This is a genomic window from Mycobacterium sp. IDUB_3, assembly GCF_055419585.1.
Genome location: NZ_JBVAXZ010000001.1, coordinates 2,980,433 through 2,994,607, shown reverse-complemented (window position 1 = coordinate 2,994,607; position 14,175 = coordinate 2,980,433). Strand labels below are relative to the sequence as shown.

Here is a 14,175-nt window from a genome sequence, read left to right as displayed (position 1 = left end):
CGCGCAGCGCCGCGGCGCGCGACGCCGGCCACCGAACGCTATCCGCGGACGCGGGCCGCCAGCGTGCTAACCCCGGGCCCGGCTAGGTCGGCCAGGGCGGCCGGACGTCCCGTCATCGCCAGCAGGAGTGCCTCGCCGGGGCCGGTCACCTCGGGCCCGTCGCCGTGCGTCCACTCGACATCGGTTGCGCGCAGGCGCAGGCCGCGGATCCTGCGTCCCGCGCCGAGGCGGGGATTGCCGGGCACCAGGGGAAGGATTCGCGCGAGCCGATCGGGCGGGACGTCACGCGGCCGGTCGAGCGCGCGCCGGATGTCCTGGTGATGGATGGTGCCGTCGACGAGTGCGATCATCCCTCCGAAACCTGCTGCCAGTCCGCGTGGTTGGAGGTGGCTGCGCAGGAATTCGAGCAGCTGGTGCGGGGTCAGAGCCGCGAATTCGTCGACACCCACCTGGTTTGCCCGCACGATCCAGCCTTTGGCGAACCGTTTCAGCAACCCCAGCGCGCCCAGCTCCTCGTAGCTGATCACATGCGCGACAACGTCTTTCACGCTCCAACGGGTGCAGAGGGTGGGCGCATCCCAGTCTTGGGGCCTCAGGGTGGCAAGGAATTCCGCGAGGTCGGCCCGCTCCTCGCAAGCCATGGTCATCAGGTCGGAGCTCATCGCGGGTCACCGCCGCTGAACAGCTCCGCATAGCGACCCAGGTACAACGGCCAACCCGCATCGCCGTCGACCCCGTCGGCGACGGACTCCCAGCCCGGCCCGTGGCGGTCCAGATGGCGGTGTTGCAATTCGACTCGGGTGCGTTCGTCGGATTCGGCGGTGAAGCGCACTTCGACCTCGCTTGTCTTGGCCGGGTCGGTTACCACCTGCCAGGTCGGACCGATGTCCCAGCTGAACATCACGCGCTGTGGCGGCTCGTAGACCAGGATTCGCGCCCATCGGCACACGCTGCCGTCGACGCCTCGGTCGTAAATATGGCCGCCCACTTGGGGTTCGAACACTGTCTCGGCGATCGGGACCGCCAACAGATTGTGCTCACGCGGCTTGAATGCGCCGAACTGTTCGGTAAAGACGGCGAACGCGCGCTCGATGGGGGCGTTGACGACGACGTGGTGGTTGATGTTGGGCATTCGCTGGGTCATGTTCCTCCTTCGTTCATCTCGTCGATGGTCTGCGCATAGCCGGCCAGCGCCTGAGTCCAGAACCGGTCGAGATCGGCGCGCAATGCCTGCAGACCGGTCGGGTCGAGCTGATAGACCCGACGGGTCCCCGCGGCGCGGTCGCGCACCAGCCCGGCGGACTTGAGCACCTTGAGGTGTTGGGACACCGCCGGCCTGCTGACCGGCAGATCGCGGGCAAGCTCGCCGACCGCCGACGGGCCGTGGGCGAGTCGCTCCACGATGGCCCGCCGCGTCCCGTCCGCCAGCGCCAACCAGACGTCACTCGTTTGGTAAGTGACCACGAACCGTAAGCGTAGACTTACCGATAACGAATCTCAAGCGTCGTCGGCCAGCTGGGCGTGCGTGATGCACCCGCGCAACGCCGGGCTTGCGGGATGTGCTGTGCGCCTTAGTGTCTCAGCGGGGCGGGGCCCCACAGGCCGCTGCGCGTGGCCGTCCCCAGCAGCAGTTGGGCGGGTACGGCGTCGGGGTAATAGGGCGACAGCCGTTGCAGCGAGCCCCAATCGCGAGACCAGTCGTCCTTGAGGTAGGTGGCCATGGTGGTCGCCTTGGCCAACAACTCGGTGACCCCCAGCGGGCCACCGCCGTTGTTGTCCATCACCGGCGAGTTGGCCTCGGCGCCGAACCGGTCAGGCAGGATGCGCCATCTCGGAGTCTCGTCGACGCCGTTCTGATGGCCGAAGGGGCGCTGGCAGGGGAAGGCCAGCCCGACGAGCCAGTCCAAAAACACCGGGTCCTTCGACCCCACCACGTCCTGCAGCGTGCGTAGCTGCGGAGTTCTCGGCGCGGTCAGTGCGATCCAGTGCTGCGGTGCCAGGTCTTCGTCGTCGGCGATCAACCGAATCTGGGTGGCGGAGCTCGGAATTGCCGACATCGGCAGGCGCAGGTTGCGCCAGGCCGGCGACGCGCCCACATCCGCGAATTGGAACGAGCCGCCGGGGTGCCCGCCGGCCGCCTGGTCGTCGGTGGCCCACTGCACCTGGACCTCGCGGGGGTCGAAGCGCCCGGCGGCACTCACCACCAGCAGCGGCCCCGCCTTGTCGCGGGCGGGCAGCCGGTACCAGCTGGACCGCAGGTGTGCGGGCACCTGGATGCCCGAGCGCCAGCTGCCCAGCACCGGTGTGCGCGCGGGGTCGAGGTTGAAGGGCAGCTGGGCCGACGAACCGTTGATCCCCGGCGCGGGGGTGGTGCCGCCCTCGGTGCCGGCCTGGTTGCTGCCCGTCTTCTCCTCGTCGTTGACGAAGCTGCGGTCACCCGGGCGTTCCATCACCGGGTCGGCGCGCACGTCGGCGGGAATTCCGTTGGGCGTGAAGGCTTCCGACAGACCCGCACCCAGGGCGTCGGCCACTGACGTGTTTACCGGCGTCAGCATCCCCGCGTTGGGGTCCTGCTCCACCAGCACGTCTTCGGCCAGCCCGCACGACTTCCCGGTCAAAGCCTGCAGGTTGGAGCGACCGACCGACCACGCCGGATACTGGTCGGTCATCGCCAGGGTCAGCGACGCCACCTCGAAAACCACCAGCATCCAGGTCGCAATTGCCAAGGGGGACTGAACAATTCCGGCCGCCCGGGCGCCCAGGCGGGTCTTGGGTGGCCCGTTGTCCGAGGCGACGAAGTGGAACCACGCCGCCAGCAGCAGCACCACCACGGTCAACCCGAGCAGCGCGGTGGCGAAAGCGTAGTGCCAGGCCGGGAACTCATTCGACCACGGCACACCGAAATTCGAGACGTACCACCAGCCGTTGACGCTGGCGAACGACAACGCCACCAGGAACAGAACCACGGCGGCGTACACGGTGCGGTTGCGACGGGATCGCATCGCCACGGAGGTCACCGCGACCGCGGCCAACGCACCCAGCGGCCCGGCCAGTCCGGCGAACACCCCGAAGTGGTGGGTCCATTTGGTGGGCGTGAACATCATCGCCACGAAGGAGATGATGGTGATCCCGACGATGCGCCGGCTAGGCCCGGTGGCCGTGCCCGGAATCCGGCCCTTGCGCAAGGACATCGCAACCGTGATCCCGAGCGCGAGGACCAGTGCCAGCACGGCGAAGCGGCGGGCGACCGACCCGTCGGGGCTGGCCATGAACAGCCGCTCGTAGCGGAGGTGTTCGTCGAACCAGCTGAGGCTGGGCCCCACGGCGCGTTTGAGCATGGTGGCCTGGATCTCACCGGTCAGCGTCTGGTCGCGGAAGATCAGGATGGTGGTGACGGTGACCGCGGCCAGTAGGGGAGCGATCAGCGGTAGCGCCCCGAACCGGGTGGAGCGGCGGTGCAGGATGGTCCGCAGCGGCCCGATCGCGACCAGCAGCGCGCCGATCGAGGCGATGCCCGTCGGCCCGGAGAACAGGGTCAGCGCACCGATGATGCAGGCGATCGCCACCGGCAGCAGCCGGCTGGTGGCGACGGCGCGTTCCACCGAGCACCAGGTGAGCAGGATGCCCAGGGCGATGATCGGCTCGGGACGCAGCCCGTTGTCCAGCGGCAGCCAGACGGCCAGGAACATTCCCGCCGCTGTCCAGGCCGCGGCCCGGTTCTGTTTGACGGCATGGCCCAGCCGGGGCATGACCTCACGGCTGATCACCCACCAGCACGTCAGCGCCATCGCCAGGGTGGGCAACCGCATCCAGACGCTGGTGGTGCTCACGTGGGCCCACAGCGCCAGCAGGTCGTAGTACCAGCCGAACGGCGCCTCGGGCGTGCCGAGCCACCTGTAGTAGTTGGCCATGTAGCCGGCGTGCTCGGACACCCGCGCCATGGTCAGGATGTAGCCGTCGTCTGAGGTGTTGGCGCCGACGAAATGCCACCACACCAACACGCCGATCACCAGGGCGTCCAGCCCGCCGATCGACCACCAGCGGGCGGGCAGGAAGCGGCGGTGCCGGGTCCCGTCGGCGGTGTCGAGGATGTGCAGCGCGATCAGGGCGGCGGCCGTGAGCACCAGCCCGAGGATCATCGCGGCCATCTTCAGCGGGGTGGGGCTGCTGCTGTAGCGGGTGTCGATGGTCGCCGAGAAGTTCAGGCCGGACGGCGCCGGTCCGCTCAGGTCGGTGAAAACGCCGACGATCTGCGGCCGGAAATCGTAGCCGCTCTTCTCGCCGCGCAGCGGCGAGCCGGGATGCTCGGCGTTGGGTCCCTGAGTGAGGCCGACGAACTCGGCGGTGACGCGGTCGGCGTGCGCGGTGAAGGTCAGCCGCTGGCAGGCCGGGCTGAGCACCTGGCTCAGCGGGGCGGTCACCACCGGAACGTTGCGCACCACCAGGACCAGGTCGTTGTTGGCGCGCACGATCAGCAGCCCCCGGTCGACGGCCTTCGGCGCCTGCTTGGGCACCGTAGACAGCAACACCGTCTTGCCCGCATTGCCCGGTCCGGCCAGGCCGGCGGCGGCCTCGCACGGGACGCTGATGGTCAAGTCGGTGGCGACGTAGCCGATCAGCGGCGCGTCGACGCTGCCGAAGGTGCCGTTCTGCGGCCAGTTGAGTTGGGCGGTGGTCTGGTCGACCGGGAGCAGCGGGGTGGCGATCGCCAGCAGCACTCCGAGCAACCCGGCGACGGAAGCAACCAGCCGGGCGATCCGGTGATTCGCTCCCGTGTCGTGCACGGAGCTAGATGCTAGTTCTTCGGCCGTTTGAGGCGTGGTGTCGGTGCTCATCAGCAGTTACGTCCCGGGCTTGCGGATGGCCAGCACAAATGGGCCGACGCTTTGGACCACGAAACGCGGATTGTCGAACAGGGCTCCGCGCAGTTCGACGGTATAACGCCGCACGTTGGGCTGGTTGGGGTAGACGTCCTCGGCCAGCCGCAGCGTGTAGTTGCCTCCCGCGCCACGGCGCATCAGGAAAACCGTCGGCGGGGGCCAGGGGCAGGTGTCCAGGGCGTGGACCAACTCGTCGGCGGTCTTGAGGTTGGACCACTTGTTGATCTGGGCGGCCCGCAGGTCGAATTGCGCGAGCGGGTTGGCGTAGTGCGAGGTGAGGCCCTGGAACCCCCAGTAGGGGTAGAAGGACAAGAAGCTGTAGTCGGCGGTCATCACGACGGTCTGGTCGCGGGGCTTGCCGGTCACCTGCGTAATGGCGTGATCGAGGGTGGCGTAGAACTTTTCGGCGCTGGGCGGCCGGCGGTCGCCACGCTGCCCGTGACCGTCGGTGTCGGTGTAGGCGATGGTGAGGTCGGGCCGCAGCACGTCGGGGATGTCCTGGCTGAACGCGATGGCGGCGGCCAGGCCGACGGCGCCGGCCACCGGGGCTATCGATCTTTGCAAGCCGCGGCCCCAGCTGCGGTCGCGGCCCGCGGCGGTCAGCGCCTGGACGAGTTCGAGGAAGCCGAACGCCCCTGCGGCGACCAGCAGCACACTCAGCGTCGGCTGCAGCCGGAACGACAACAGGGTGGTGCGCGCCAGCGTGGTGAGCATCGACAGCAGCGACCACAGATAGATCGCCAGCACGCCGATGGCCAGGGCGCCCGCCCGCACCGACGAGCGGGCCCGCAACACCAGCCACAGGGTGCCGATCAGGCAGACGACGCCCAGCAGCGTGAACTGCAGCATCGGGAAGGTCAACTCGGCGCCGTCGGCCGGCAGGTAGTGCATGGCGCTGCCGGAGTTGCTGATCGGTCTGTGCACCGCTCGCAACACGAACGGCAACCAGGTGGTGCAGGCGATCGCCACGGCGATGCCGGCGATGACGGCCAACCGCCGCAGCGGATCGAGGGCGGCTTTGACGCCGCCGCTCTTCCGGTTGCGCTGCCAGCGCACGCCGGCCAACCAGAGGGCCATCAACCCGACGGTGAACGCGCTGAACCCGAACAACAGCGTGTACCAGGTGGCCGTCCAGCCCAAAAACAGCCCGGCGGCGATCACCGCGCCCCAGCCGGCACGGCCGGGCGCGTCTGGGCGGTCACCGGCGCGCAGACCCGACCAGGTAAGCACCAGCATCGGCGGCAACAACACGGTGATCATCGCCGAGTAGGGCTCGGGAGAGCCGTAGGCCAGCGTCACCGCGGCCGTCGCGGTGGTGACGATCAGCGCGTATTCGAACCGGACCATCCGCCACCACAGCACCAGCGCGACCGCGACGGCGATGGTGATCGAGGTGATGGCCCACGGCTTGAATACCTCCCAGGCCGGCGACCCGCCGAGCGCCGCGGCGCGCCCGCCGATCCAGAACCAACCCGGCGGGTAGTACGGCGGCAGCCCGAGATAGGTCATGTCGCGCAGGGCGGGGCTGTCCGCCAGGCGGGTCAGGTATTCGGTGCGGAACTGCTGGTCGACCGAGATGCCGAACAGGTACAGCCTGGTCGCCCCCAGCGGCATGCCCAGCGTCACGACGGTGAACGCGGACACGAAGACCAGCCCGGCCAGTTGGGTCAGCAGGCGCCCGCGGGGGCGCGCGCAGCGCCGCCACACCCAGCCGACGGCGACCAGCCCGGCCAGGCAACCCACCTGCCCGACGGTAGTCAGGGCGTGCAGTTGATTGGAGGACGGGAACGCCGGCCACTGCACCCGGGAGATCGCGACCAGCGAGACCACCGCGACGACAACCGCGACCAGCACCGCCAGAGCCATCTGGCCGACGGTGGCCAGCGCGTTACGCATGGTCAGATGGGAAGCTTGCGGAAGATGGGGCGCGGGACGTGTCGCAACACCATCATCACATAGCGGAATGCTGCTGGTGCCCAAACCAATTCCTTACCTTTGGCGGCCGCGGTCACCGCGAGGTTGGCGACGTACTCCTTGTCGACGGTCAGCGGGGCTTCCTTGACGTGCGCACTCAACCGGGTACGCACCTGGCCGGGCCGAATCACCAGGACGCGAACCCCATACTCGCGCAACGCTTCTCCGAGACCCAGGTAGAAGCCGTCCAGTCCGGCCTTGGTGGAGCCGTAGACGAAGTTGGACCGCCGCACCCGCTCGCCGGCCGCCGAGCTCATCGCGATGATCTGGCCGAAGCCCTGAGAGCGCATCTTCTCGCCCAGCAGCACGCCCACCGAAACCGCTGCGGTGTAGTTGATTTCGACGGCCTGGACCGCCTTGTGCTGGTTCTGCCACAGCTCCTCGGCATCCCCCAGGATGCCGAACGCCACGATGGCCACGTCGACGTCGCCGTTGGCGAACGCCGCCTCGATCATCTTCGGGTGGGTGTCGGGGTCGGTGGCTTCGAAATCGATCAGCTCGACCGAGCGCGCGCCGGCGGCCTGCATCTGCGCCACCGCGGCGTCGCGACCGGGATCGCTGGGCATGGCGGCCAGCACAATCCGCGCGTGCGCGTTCTGCAGGTAGCGCTCGCAGATGGCCAGGCCGATCTCGGAGGTACCGCCGAGCAGCAGGATGGTCTGCGGGTTACCTACGGCATCGAGCACCATTTACAGCAGCTCCAAACGTCGGGCCATGTCGGAGGCAAACACCCCTGTCGGATCTACCTTGCGTCGCACGGCGATCCATTCGTCGATGCGCGGGTACATGGCGTGGAAGGTTTCGGCGCTCACGCGGGAATCCTTGGCGGTGTAGACCCTTCCGCCGAATTCCAGCACGCGCCTGTCGAGTTCGTTGAGGAACTCGTTGATCCCCGGCTTGTTGGGGAAGTCCATGGCGACGTTCCAGCCCGCCATCGGGAAACTCAGCGGTGCGCGGTTGCCCGGCCCGAAAAGCTTGAACACGTTCAGCGCCGAGTAGTGGCCGGTGGTCTGGATCCAGCGGATGATGGACTTGAACTCGTTCATCGCGTCGGGCGGAACCAGGAACTGGTGTTGCGCGAAACCCCTTGGGCCGTAAGCGTTATTCCAGCCACTGACCAGGTCGAGCATGTGATAGAACTGCGACAGATTCTGAATCTTGCCGCTGTAGGTCCCGCCCAGCCGGTAGTACACCTCGCCGATCGCCATGAATGACAGCTTGTTCATCGCGCTGACCGGGAACACGTCCGGCACCGTCAACAGCTGCGGCGCATCGAATTTCAACGGATTCTTGGCCAGCTTCTTCGGCAGCTGATCGAGCTTCGCCAGGCTCCCTCGGCTGACCGAGGCCCGGCCCAGCTTCGGCGGCGGACTGATCAGGTCGAACCACGCGCTGGAGTAGGTGTAGTTGGCCTCACTGCCGTCGAGGTGAACAGCGACCGTTTCATCGAGGTCGTGGGTGGCAACGCCGTCGGCGATGAAGTACGCCGTCTCCGTCGGCGTCATCGCGATGGTGGCGCGCAGCACGATCCCGGTCAGGCCGTTGCCGCCGACGGTGGCCCAGAACAGCTCGGCGTCGTCGCCGTCGGGGGTGATGGTGCGGACGGTGCAGTCGGCCATGAGCAGGTCCATCGACCGGACGTGGTTGCCGAAGCTCCCAGCGCTGTGGTGGTTCTTGCCGTGGATGTCGCAGGCGATCGCGCCACCAACGGTGACCTGTCGCGTTCCCGGCAGCACCGGAACCCACAGCCCGAACGGCAGCGCCGCCTTCATCAACTGGTCCAGGCTGACGCCGGCGTCGACGTCGACCAGCCGGGTGTCGGCGCTGATCGAGTGGATGCGATTCAGCCCGGTCATGTCGACCACCAGGCCGCCGCCGTTTTGTGCGTTGTCCCCGTAGGAGCGGCCCAGCCCGCGGGCGATCACGCCCCGGCCCTTGGGATCGCCCGCGTCGGCCACCCGGGCCACCGCCTTGGCGATCACCTCGGGATCGCGGGTGGAGAGCACCTGGGCCACCGACGGCGCGGTGCGCCCGAAGCCCGTCAGCCGGACGGGCTTGGTCAGGGGATCGGTGCTCGACATCGTCAAAGAGGGTACCGCCTGCTCCGGCGACGATGCGGGACGCAGGCGTCCCGCTGAGGAGGCGGGCAATCCAGGCTGGGCCGATGGCGGCTCAGCGGATGCGGAAGATTACGGCCCGCTGCACGACGAAGTTGATCACCGTCGCGGTGCCCTGCGCGATCACGAACGCGACGAGCGGCGCCCAGCCGCGATAGTGCAGAAGCGCCAGGCACACGTGGTTGAGCCCGACCTGCACGGCGAACGTGACGGCATAGAGGACCATGACCGCGACGAACCGGGCGGTGCTGGGAGACGCCTGGAAGGTCCAGCGGCGGTTGATCAGGTACGCCGTGACGGTGCCAACGATGAAGCTGGTGGCCTTGGACAGGTCGACCTGGACGCCCACGACCTTCCACAGCAGCAGGTAGAGCCCGAAGTCCACGATCCCCGCCAGGCCGCCGGTGACGACGAATCGGGTGACCTGCGTCGTCAGGCTCAAGTGCGGGCGCACGTCCTCTGATGCGGAATCGGGCAACGGGGCAACCATCGAGGGGAGTCTAACGGGGCCGGCGGGCGCTCCCCGGCAAGCGTTAGCGGGGCAGCTTGACCGAGATCAGCTCGACCTGGTTCTCGCCCTGCGGCGTCGAGTAGGTGACCATGTCCCCGGGCTTGCGCCCGGCCAGTGCCTGGGCCAGGGGGCTGCGCGCGGTCAACGTCTCGGCCTCCCGGCCGACGGGTGTCTCCTCGACGATCGAGATCACGTGCATCGTGACCACTTCACCGTCGGCGAACCGCAGGGTCACCTCGGTCCCGCCGGGCAGCGTCTCCGACGCGTCGGTTGCCGACGGGCCGGTCCGCAGGCGCCGGTCCAGCTCGCTGATCCGGTCGGTGAGCACCACCAGTTCGTCGGCGCGCTGGATCGCCTCGGCCGCGTCACCGTGATCGCCCACCATGCCCCGGTCGTTCTTGACCTCTGCCTCGAGCCGCTCACGCCGTTGCCGTAGCCGGTCCAGCTCCGCTTCGAGGTTGTTCCGCGCGGCGTCCGCTGCTGATGGGGCCTTTTTGCTCACGTCGGTGGACCTTTCGCCCGGTTGCTCAGATGGCGTTCCAGTGTGACACCACGATGAGGCGCCCCGCCACCATCATCGGCGGCGTGGCCGTCGGAGTGGCGTGTCACTGGCGCGTCGGCGCATGCATCGCGTCGAGCCCGTCCCACGCCGTCGCGGCAATCGTGCTCCGCACCATGTGGCGCGGCTCCCGCGCCGGCCACGGCCGGCCGCGGTGCATGATCGCGCGGTTGTCCCACATCACCACGTCACCCTCGCGCCACGCGTGCAGATAGCTCGCGCCGGGGACGGTCGCCGCCTGAGTCAGCTCGGCTAGCAACTCTTGCGCCGCTACCCGCGCCATGCCCTCGATCGCGAACGTGTGCGAGGCCATGTACAACGCCTTGCGGCCATTGACCGGGTTCTGCCAAACGAGACGCCAACATTGCGGCGGCAGCGCCGCCCGCTCAACCGGGCCGACCAGGTCGGGCGCGATCTTGGCGCGCGAAAAGGCGTATTCGTGCCAGGCGAAGGAATTCTCCAACTGCCGCTGCAGCGCCGGATCGAGACGCTCGAACGCAAGCCGCGTCGAGACGTACTCGGTCTCGCCTCCCCGTGGCGGAACGATGCGCGACGACAGCACCGAAGCGAGCGCCGGCACCCGCTTGAACGAACTGTCGGTGTGCCACAGTTGGTTCGCCCTGTTTTCCAGGGTGAGCCGGTGATCCTCCGGCACCACTTTGCCCTCCTCGTCGAGGGTCTTGAGGACCACCAGGTTGCTGCCGGCGCCCACCGACCCCGCCTTGGTGACCTCGAGTGGGCCGAACCGGCGCGTGAAGGCGAGTTGTGCCTCATCGGTGACGTCCTGGTCACGAAAGACCAGAACAGAATGCTCCTCGAAGGCCGCGCGCACCGCCGCGTATGCGGCGTCGGCCGCCGCAACCTCGTGGATGGTCACGCCGCGCAATTCCGCGGCAAAGCCAGGGCCCAACGGCACGATGTCCATCGCGCGCCCTCCATCGCATTCGAGGTCTGAGCACGACTGTCCACCCGAATCGGGTCCCCGGCAAGCAAGCCGCCAGGGCGTCGAGCAACCGCCAGGGGGCTACACCCAGTAGGGCACCCGCGCGCGGTATTGGCGCATCGCAAACGCCGCCATCAGCCAGCCGATGGCCGTCAACACCAGCACCACCGCCCAGTGCCGCAGTTCCTGATGCGACCCGAGCAGCGGGGCGCGGACGATATCGAGATAGTGCAGCAGCGGGTTGAGTTCGACGATCTTCGACCACCGGCCGGCGCCCTGCTGTCGCAGCGTGTCGTCGTTCCAGATGATCGGCGTCATGAAGAACAGCAACTGCACGATCGAAAAAAGCAACGGGCCGATGTCGCGGTAGCGGGTCGCCAGGATGCCGAAACACAGCGACACCCATATGCAGTTGAGCACGATCAGCGCCAGCGCCGGGATCACCGAAAGATCGGCCCACGACCAGGGTTTGGGGAAGATCATCGCGATGACGACGTAGATGACGATGTTGTGCGCGAACAGGATCATCTGCCGCCACACCAGTCGGTAGACGTGCACGCTCAGCGGCGTCGGCAGCTGCTTGATCAGTCCCTCGTTGGCGACGAAGACGTCGGCGCCCTCCAGAATGGCGGCGTTGATCAGGTTCCAGATGATCAACCCCAGCGTCACGTACGGCAGGTGCAGCGACAGCTCGAGATGGAACAGTTTGGAATACAACCCACCCATCGCGACGGCCGTGGTTCCGGTCGCGATGGTGATCCAGAACGGCCCCAGCACCGAGCGGCGGTAGCGCTGCTTGATGTCCTGCCAGCCCAGGTGCAGCCAGAGCTCGCGGCGACGGAAGCCGTCGACGAGATCGGCCCGGGCGCGGGTGAAGGTCCGCGACTGTGCCGCCGCGTCGAGGAACGTCATTGGGAACCTTCCGCATCGTGCTTGCCGAACTGCTCGCGACGTCCCAAGCGCCGCAACCGGATCCACTCCAGCAGGCCGCGCGGGTCGCGACGGGTCACCAGGAAGAACCAGCCAAACCGCACCCACTCCTGCACCAGCAGCTTGCGCAGGCCGGGCTGCGACAGCAGGTAGCCGCGGTTGCGGTAGGTGTAGAACCGCTTGCTGTCGTTGTCGGGATACTGGGTGTGCATGCGACCACCCAGAATCGGGCGGAATTCATCAGATCCGCAGGGGTGCAAGTAGATCGTGTCCAGACAGGTTCCGAACGGCAGGCCGGATCGCACCAGCCGGCGATGCATCTCCACCTCGTCGCCGCGGATGAACAGCCGCAGATCCGGGACGCCCACCGCGTCCAGGGTGGCCGCCCGGAACAGGGCACCGTTGAACAGCGAAGCGATCCCGGGCAGCAGGTCTTGACCCGCCTCGGTGCGCAATTCGCTTGTGCGCCTGCGCCATACCAGACCGCGTCGCAGCGGGAACGCCAGCCGCTGCGGATCGTCGGAGTTGCAGACCATCGGCGATACCTCGGCCAGGCCGTGCTTCTCGGCGCAGGACAGCAGGGTGGCCAGGACGTTGGAATCCTGCGGGCGCCCGTCGTCGTCGGCCAGCCACACCCAGTCGGCGCCCTGAGCCAACGCGTGCAGCATGCCCAGCGCGAAACCTCCCGCGCCGCCGAGGTTTCGGCGCGATCCCAGGTAAGTGGTCGGGATCGGTTGGCCGGCAACCAGTTCGCGGATCCGGCCGGAGTCTGTGCTTTCACCGGAAAAATCGTTGTCCACCACGATGAGGTGATCGGGCTGCCGGGTCTGCGTGCTCAGCACATCCAGCGACTTGGCCAGCTCGTCGGGGCGCCGGTGGGTGACGACGACGGCGACGACGGTCTCACTCATCCCCGGATGCTCTTTGGGCCAGGGGCGTCTCGACCCGATTCGCTTGCTGGTTCTCTTCCAGCACCTCGCGGACGTGCCGGGCCGCGTCCTCCCCCTCGTAGGCGCGCACCACGTCTTCGATGCCGCCGGACATGCGGATGACGCCGTGGTCGATCCACATCGCGGTCTTGCACAACCGGGCCAGGAATTCGTTGGAATGGCTGGCGAACACCAGGATTCCGGAGCGCTCCACCAGGCTTTGCAACCGCGACTGCGCCTTCTTCAGGAAGTCGGCGTCCACCGCGCCGATACCCTCGTCGAGCAGCAGGATCTCGGGGTCGATGCTGGTGACCACGCCCATCGCCAGCCGCACCCGCATGCCGGTGGAATAGGTGCGCAGCGGCATCGACAGGTAGTCGCCCAGTTCGGTGAACTCGGCGATCTCATCGACCTTGGACAGCATCTGCTTTCGCGTTTGGCCCAGGAACAGGCCGCGAATGATGATGTTCTCGTAACCGGAGATCTCCGGGTCCATGCCGACGCCGAGATCGAAGACCGGCGCCACCCGGCCGGTGACCGTCGCCCAGCCCCGGGTGGGTTCGTAGATGCCCGAAAGTAGGCGCAGCAGAGTCGATTTCCCCGCCCCGTTGTGGCCGACCAGTCCGACCCGGTCGCCAAGCTCGAGGGACATGGTGATGTCGCGCAACGCTTCGACCACCACCACGTTGGAGCTGTTGCGGCCGATGGTGCCGCCGGCCTTGCCCAAGAAGGCCTTCTTCAGCGAGCGCGACTTGGCATCGAAGATGGGAAATTCCACCCACGCGTTGTGCGTCTCGATGTGAGGACCCGCCACCGTCAACTACTCACGTTCGCTACAGGTACTGACCGTGTCCGGGCGCGCCGCCCGGCTTGCCGATGCCCGGAGGGAGGGCGCCTTGGCGCATCTTTTCCAGCTGCGCGCGGGCGGCCATCTGCTGGGCGAACAGGGCGGTCTGAATACCGTGAAACAGTCCTTCGAGCCAGCCGACCAACTGTGCCTGGGCGATGCGCAACTCCGCGTCCGACGGCGCGGCGTCCTCGTTGAACGGCAGGGTGAGGCGGTCCAGTTCCTCACGCAGCTCCGGCGCCAGGCCCTCTTCCAGTTCCCGGATGCTGGTCGCGTGGATCTCGCGCAGCCGGTTACGGCTCGCGTCGTCCAGCGGTGCGGCGCGCACCTCCTCGAGCAGTTGCTTGATCATGGTCCCGATGCGCATCACCTTGGCAGGCTGCTCAACCAGGTCGGTCAGGGAACGCTCGTCGGCGTCGTCATCGGCCAGCGCCATCATCCGCGGGTCGACGCCGCCGATGATCTCGACGTCGTCGTCATCGTTG

General features: G+C 67.8%; 14 protein-coding genes. All 14 read right to left on the bottom strand.

The genetic code is table 11. From position 1 onward, the window contains the following. Positions 1-38 precede the first annotated feature (38 nt). The 14 genes from ACZYVJ_RS13840 to ACZYVJ_RS13775 all read right to left on the bottom strand — a co-directional run bounded on the left by ACZYVJ_RS13840 (position 39) and on the right by ACZYVJ_RS13775 (position 14,129). Positions 39-662 carry a maleylpyruvate isomerase family mycothiol-dependent enzyme gene (locus ACZYVJ_RS13840; RefSeq protein ID WP_463831512.1) on the bottom strand — a complete coding sequence of 208 codons (624 nt, stop codon included), beginning with the start codon at positions 660-662 and terminating at the stop codon, positions 39-41. Further along, positions 659-1,144: an SRPBCC family protein gene (locus ACZYVJ_RS13835; protein WP_463831511.1), complete on the bottom strand. Its 486-nt coding sequence runs from the start codon at positions 1,142-1,144 to the stop codon at positions 659-661. Before ACZYVJ_RS13835 ends, ACZYVJ_RS13840 begins: the two co-directional genes overlap by 4 nt. Next, positions 1,141-1,464, bottom strand: coding sequence for an ArsR/SmtB family transcription factor (locus ACZYVJ_RS13830; RefSeq protein ID WP_463831510.1), 324 nt, complete (start codon positions 1,462-1,464; stop codon positions 1,141-1,143). Before ACZYVJ_RS13830 ends, ACZYVJ_RS13835 begins: the two co-directional genes overlap by 4 nt. 107 nt (positions 1,465-1,571) lie before the next feature. After that, positions 1,572-4,835, bottom strand: a complete 3,264-nt coding sequence (locus ACZYVJ_RS13825; RefSeq protein WP_463831509.1) for an arabinosyltransferase domain-containing protein — start codon at positions 4,833-4,835, stop codon at positions 1,572-1,574. 6 nt (positions 4,836-4,841) lie between these two features. Further along, entirely contained in the window at positions 4,842-6,776 is a 1,935-nt protein-coding gene (locus tag ACZYVJ_RS13820; protein WP_463831508.1) for a galactan 5-O-arabinofuranosyltransferase, read from the bottom strand. 2 nt (positions 6,777-6,778) lie between these two features. Next, positions 6,779-7,543, bottom strand: coding sequence for a decaprenylphospho-beta-D-erythro-pentofuranosid-2-ulose 2-reductase (locus tag ACZYVJ_RS13815; RefSeq protein ID WP_463831507.1), 765 nt, complete (start codon positions 7,541-7,543; stop codon positions 6,779-6,781). Further along, entirely contained in the window at positions 7,544-8,935 is a 1,392-nt protein-coding gene (locus tag ACZYVJ_RS13810; RefSeq protein ID WP_463831506.1) for an FAD-binding oxidoreductase, read from the bottom strand. A gap of 91 nt (positions 8,936-9,026) precedes the next feature. Further along, complete coding sequence (locus tag ACZYVJ_RS13805) at positions 9,027-9,461, bottom strand: GtrA family protein (protein WP_463831505.1); 435 nt, start codon at positions 9,459-9,461, stop codon at positions 9,027-9,029. 43 nt (positions 9,462-9,504) lie between these two features. Continuing rightward, complete coding sequence (locus tag ACZYVJ_RS13800; protein ID WP_463831504.1) at positions 9,505-9,984, bottom strand: GreA/GreB family elongation factor; 480 nt, start codon at positions 9,982-9,984, stop codon at positions 9,505-9,507. 103 nt (positions 9,985-10,087) lie between these two features. Continuing rightward, entirely contained in the window at positions 10,088-10,966 is an 879-nt protein-coding gene (locus tag ACZYVJ_RS13795; protein WP_463831503.1) for a TauD/TfdA dioxygenase family protein, read from the bottom strand. Between the two features lie 99 nt (positions 10,967-11,065). After that, positions 11,066-11,896 (bottom strand): galactan export ABC transporter permease subunit Wzm/RfbD, encoded by an 831-nt coding sequence (gene wzm, locus ACZYVJ_RS13790; protein WP_463831502.1) that lies wholly within the window; start codon positions 11,894-11,896, stop codon positions 11,066-11,068. Beyond that, on the bottom strand, positions 11,893-12,825 hold the full coding sequence (glfT1, locus tag ACZYVJ_RS13785) for a galactofuranosyltransferase GlfT1 (RefSeq protein ID WP_463831501.1): 933 nt from the start codon (positions 12,823-12,825) through the stop codon (positions 11,893-11,895). Before glfT1 ends, wzm begins: the two co-directional genes overlap by 4 nt. Beyond that, positions 12,818-13,657 carry a galactan export ABC transporter ATP-binding subunit Wzt/RfbE gene (wzt, locus tag ACZYVJ_RS13780; protein ID WP_463831499.1) on the bottom strand — a complete coding sequence of 280 codons (840 nt, stop codon included), beginning with the start codon at positions 13,655-13,657 and terminating at the stop codon, positions 12,818-12,820. Before wzt ends, glfT1 begins: the two co-directional genes overlap by 8 nt. 19 nt (positions 13,658-13,676) lie before the next feature. Continuing rightward, positions 13,677-14,129, bottom strand: coding sequence for a bacterial proteasome activator family protein (locus ACZYVJ_RS13775; RefSeq protein ID WP_440342309.1), 453 nt, complete (start codon positions 14,127-14,129; stop codon positions 13,677-13,679). Positions 14,130-14,175: the final 46 nt, after the last annotated feature.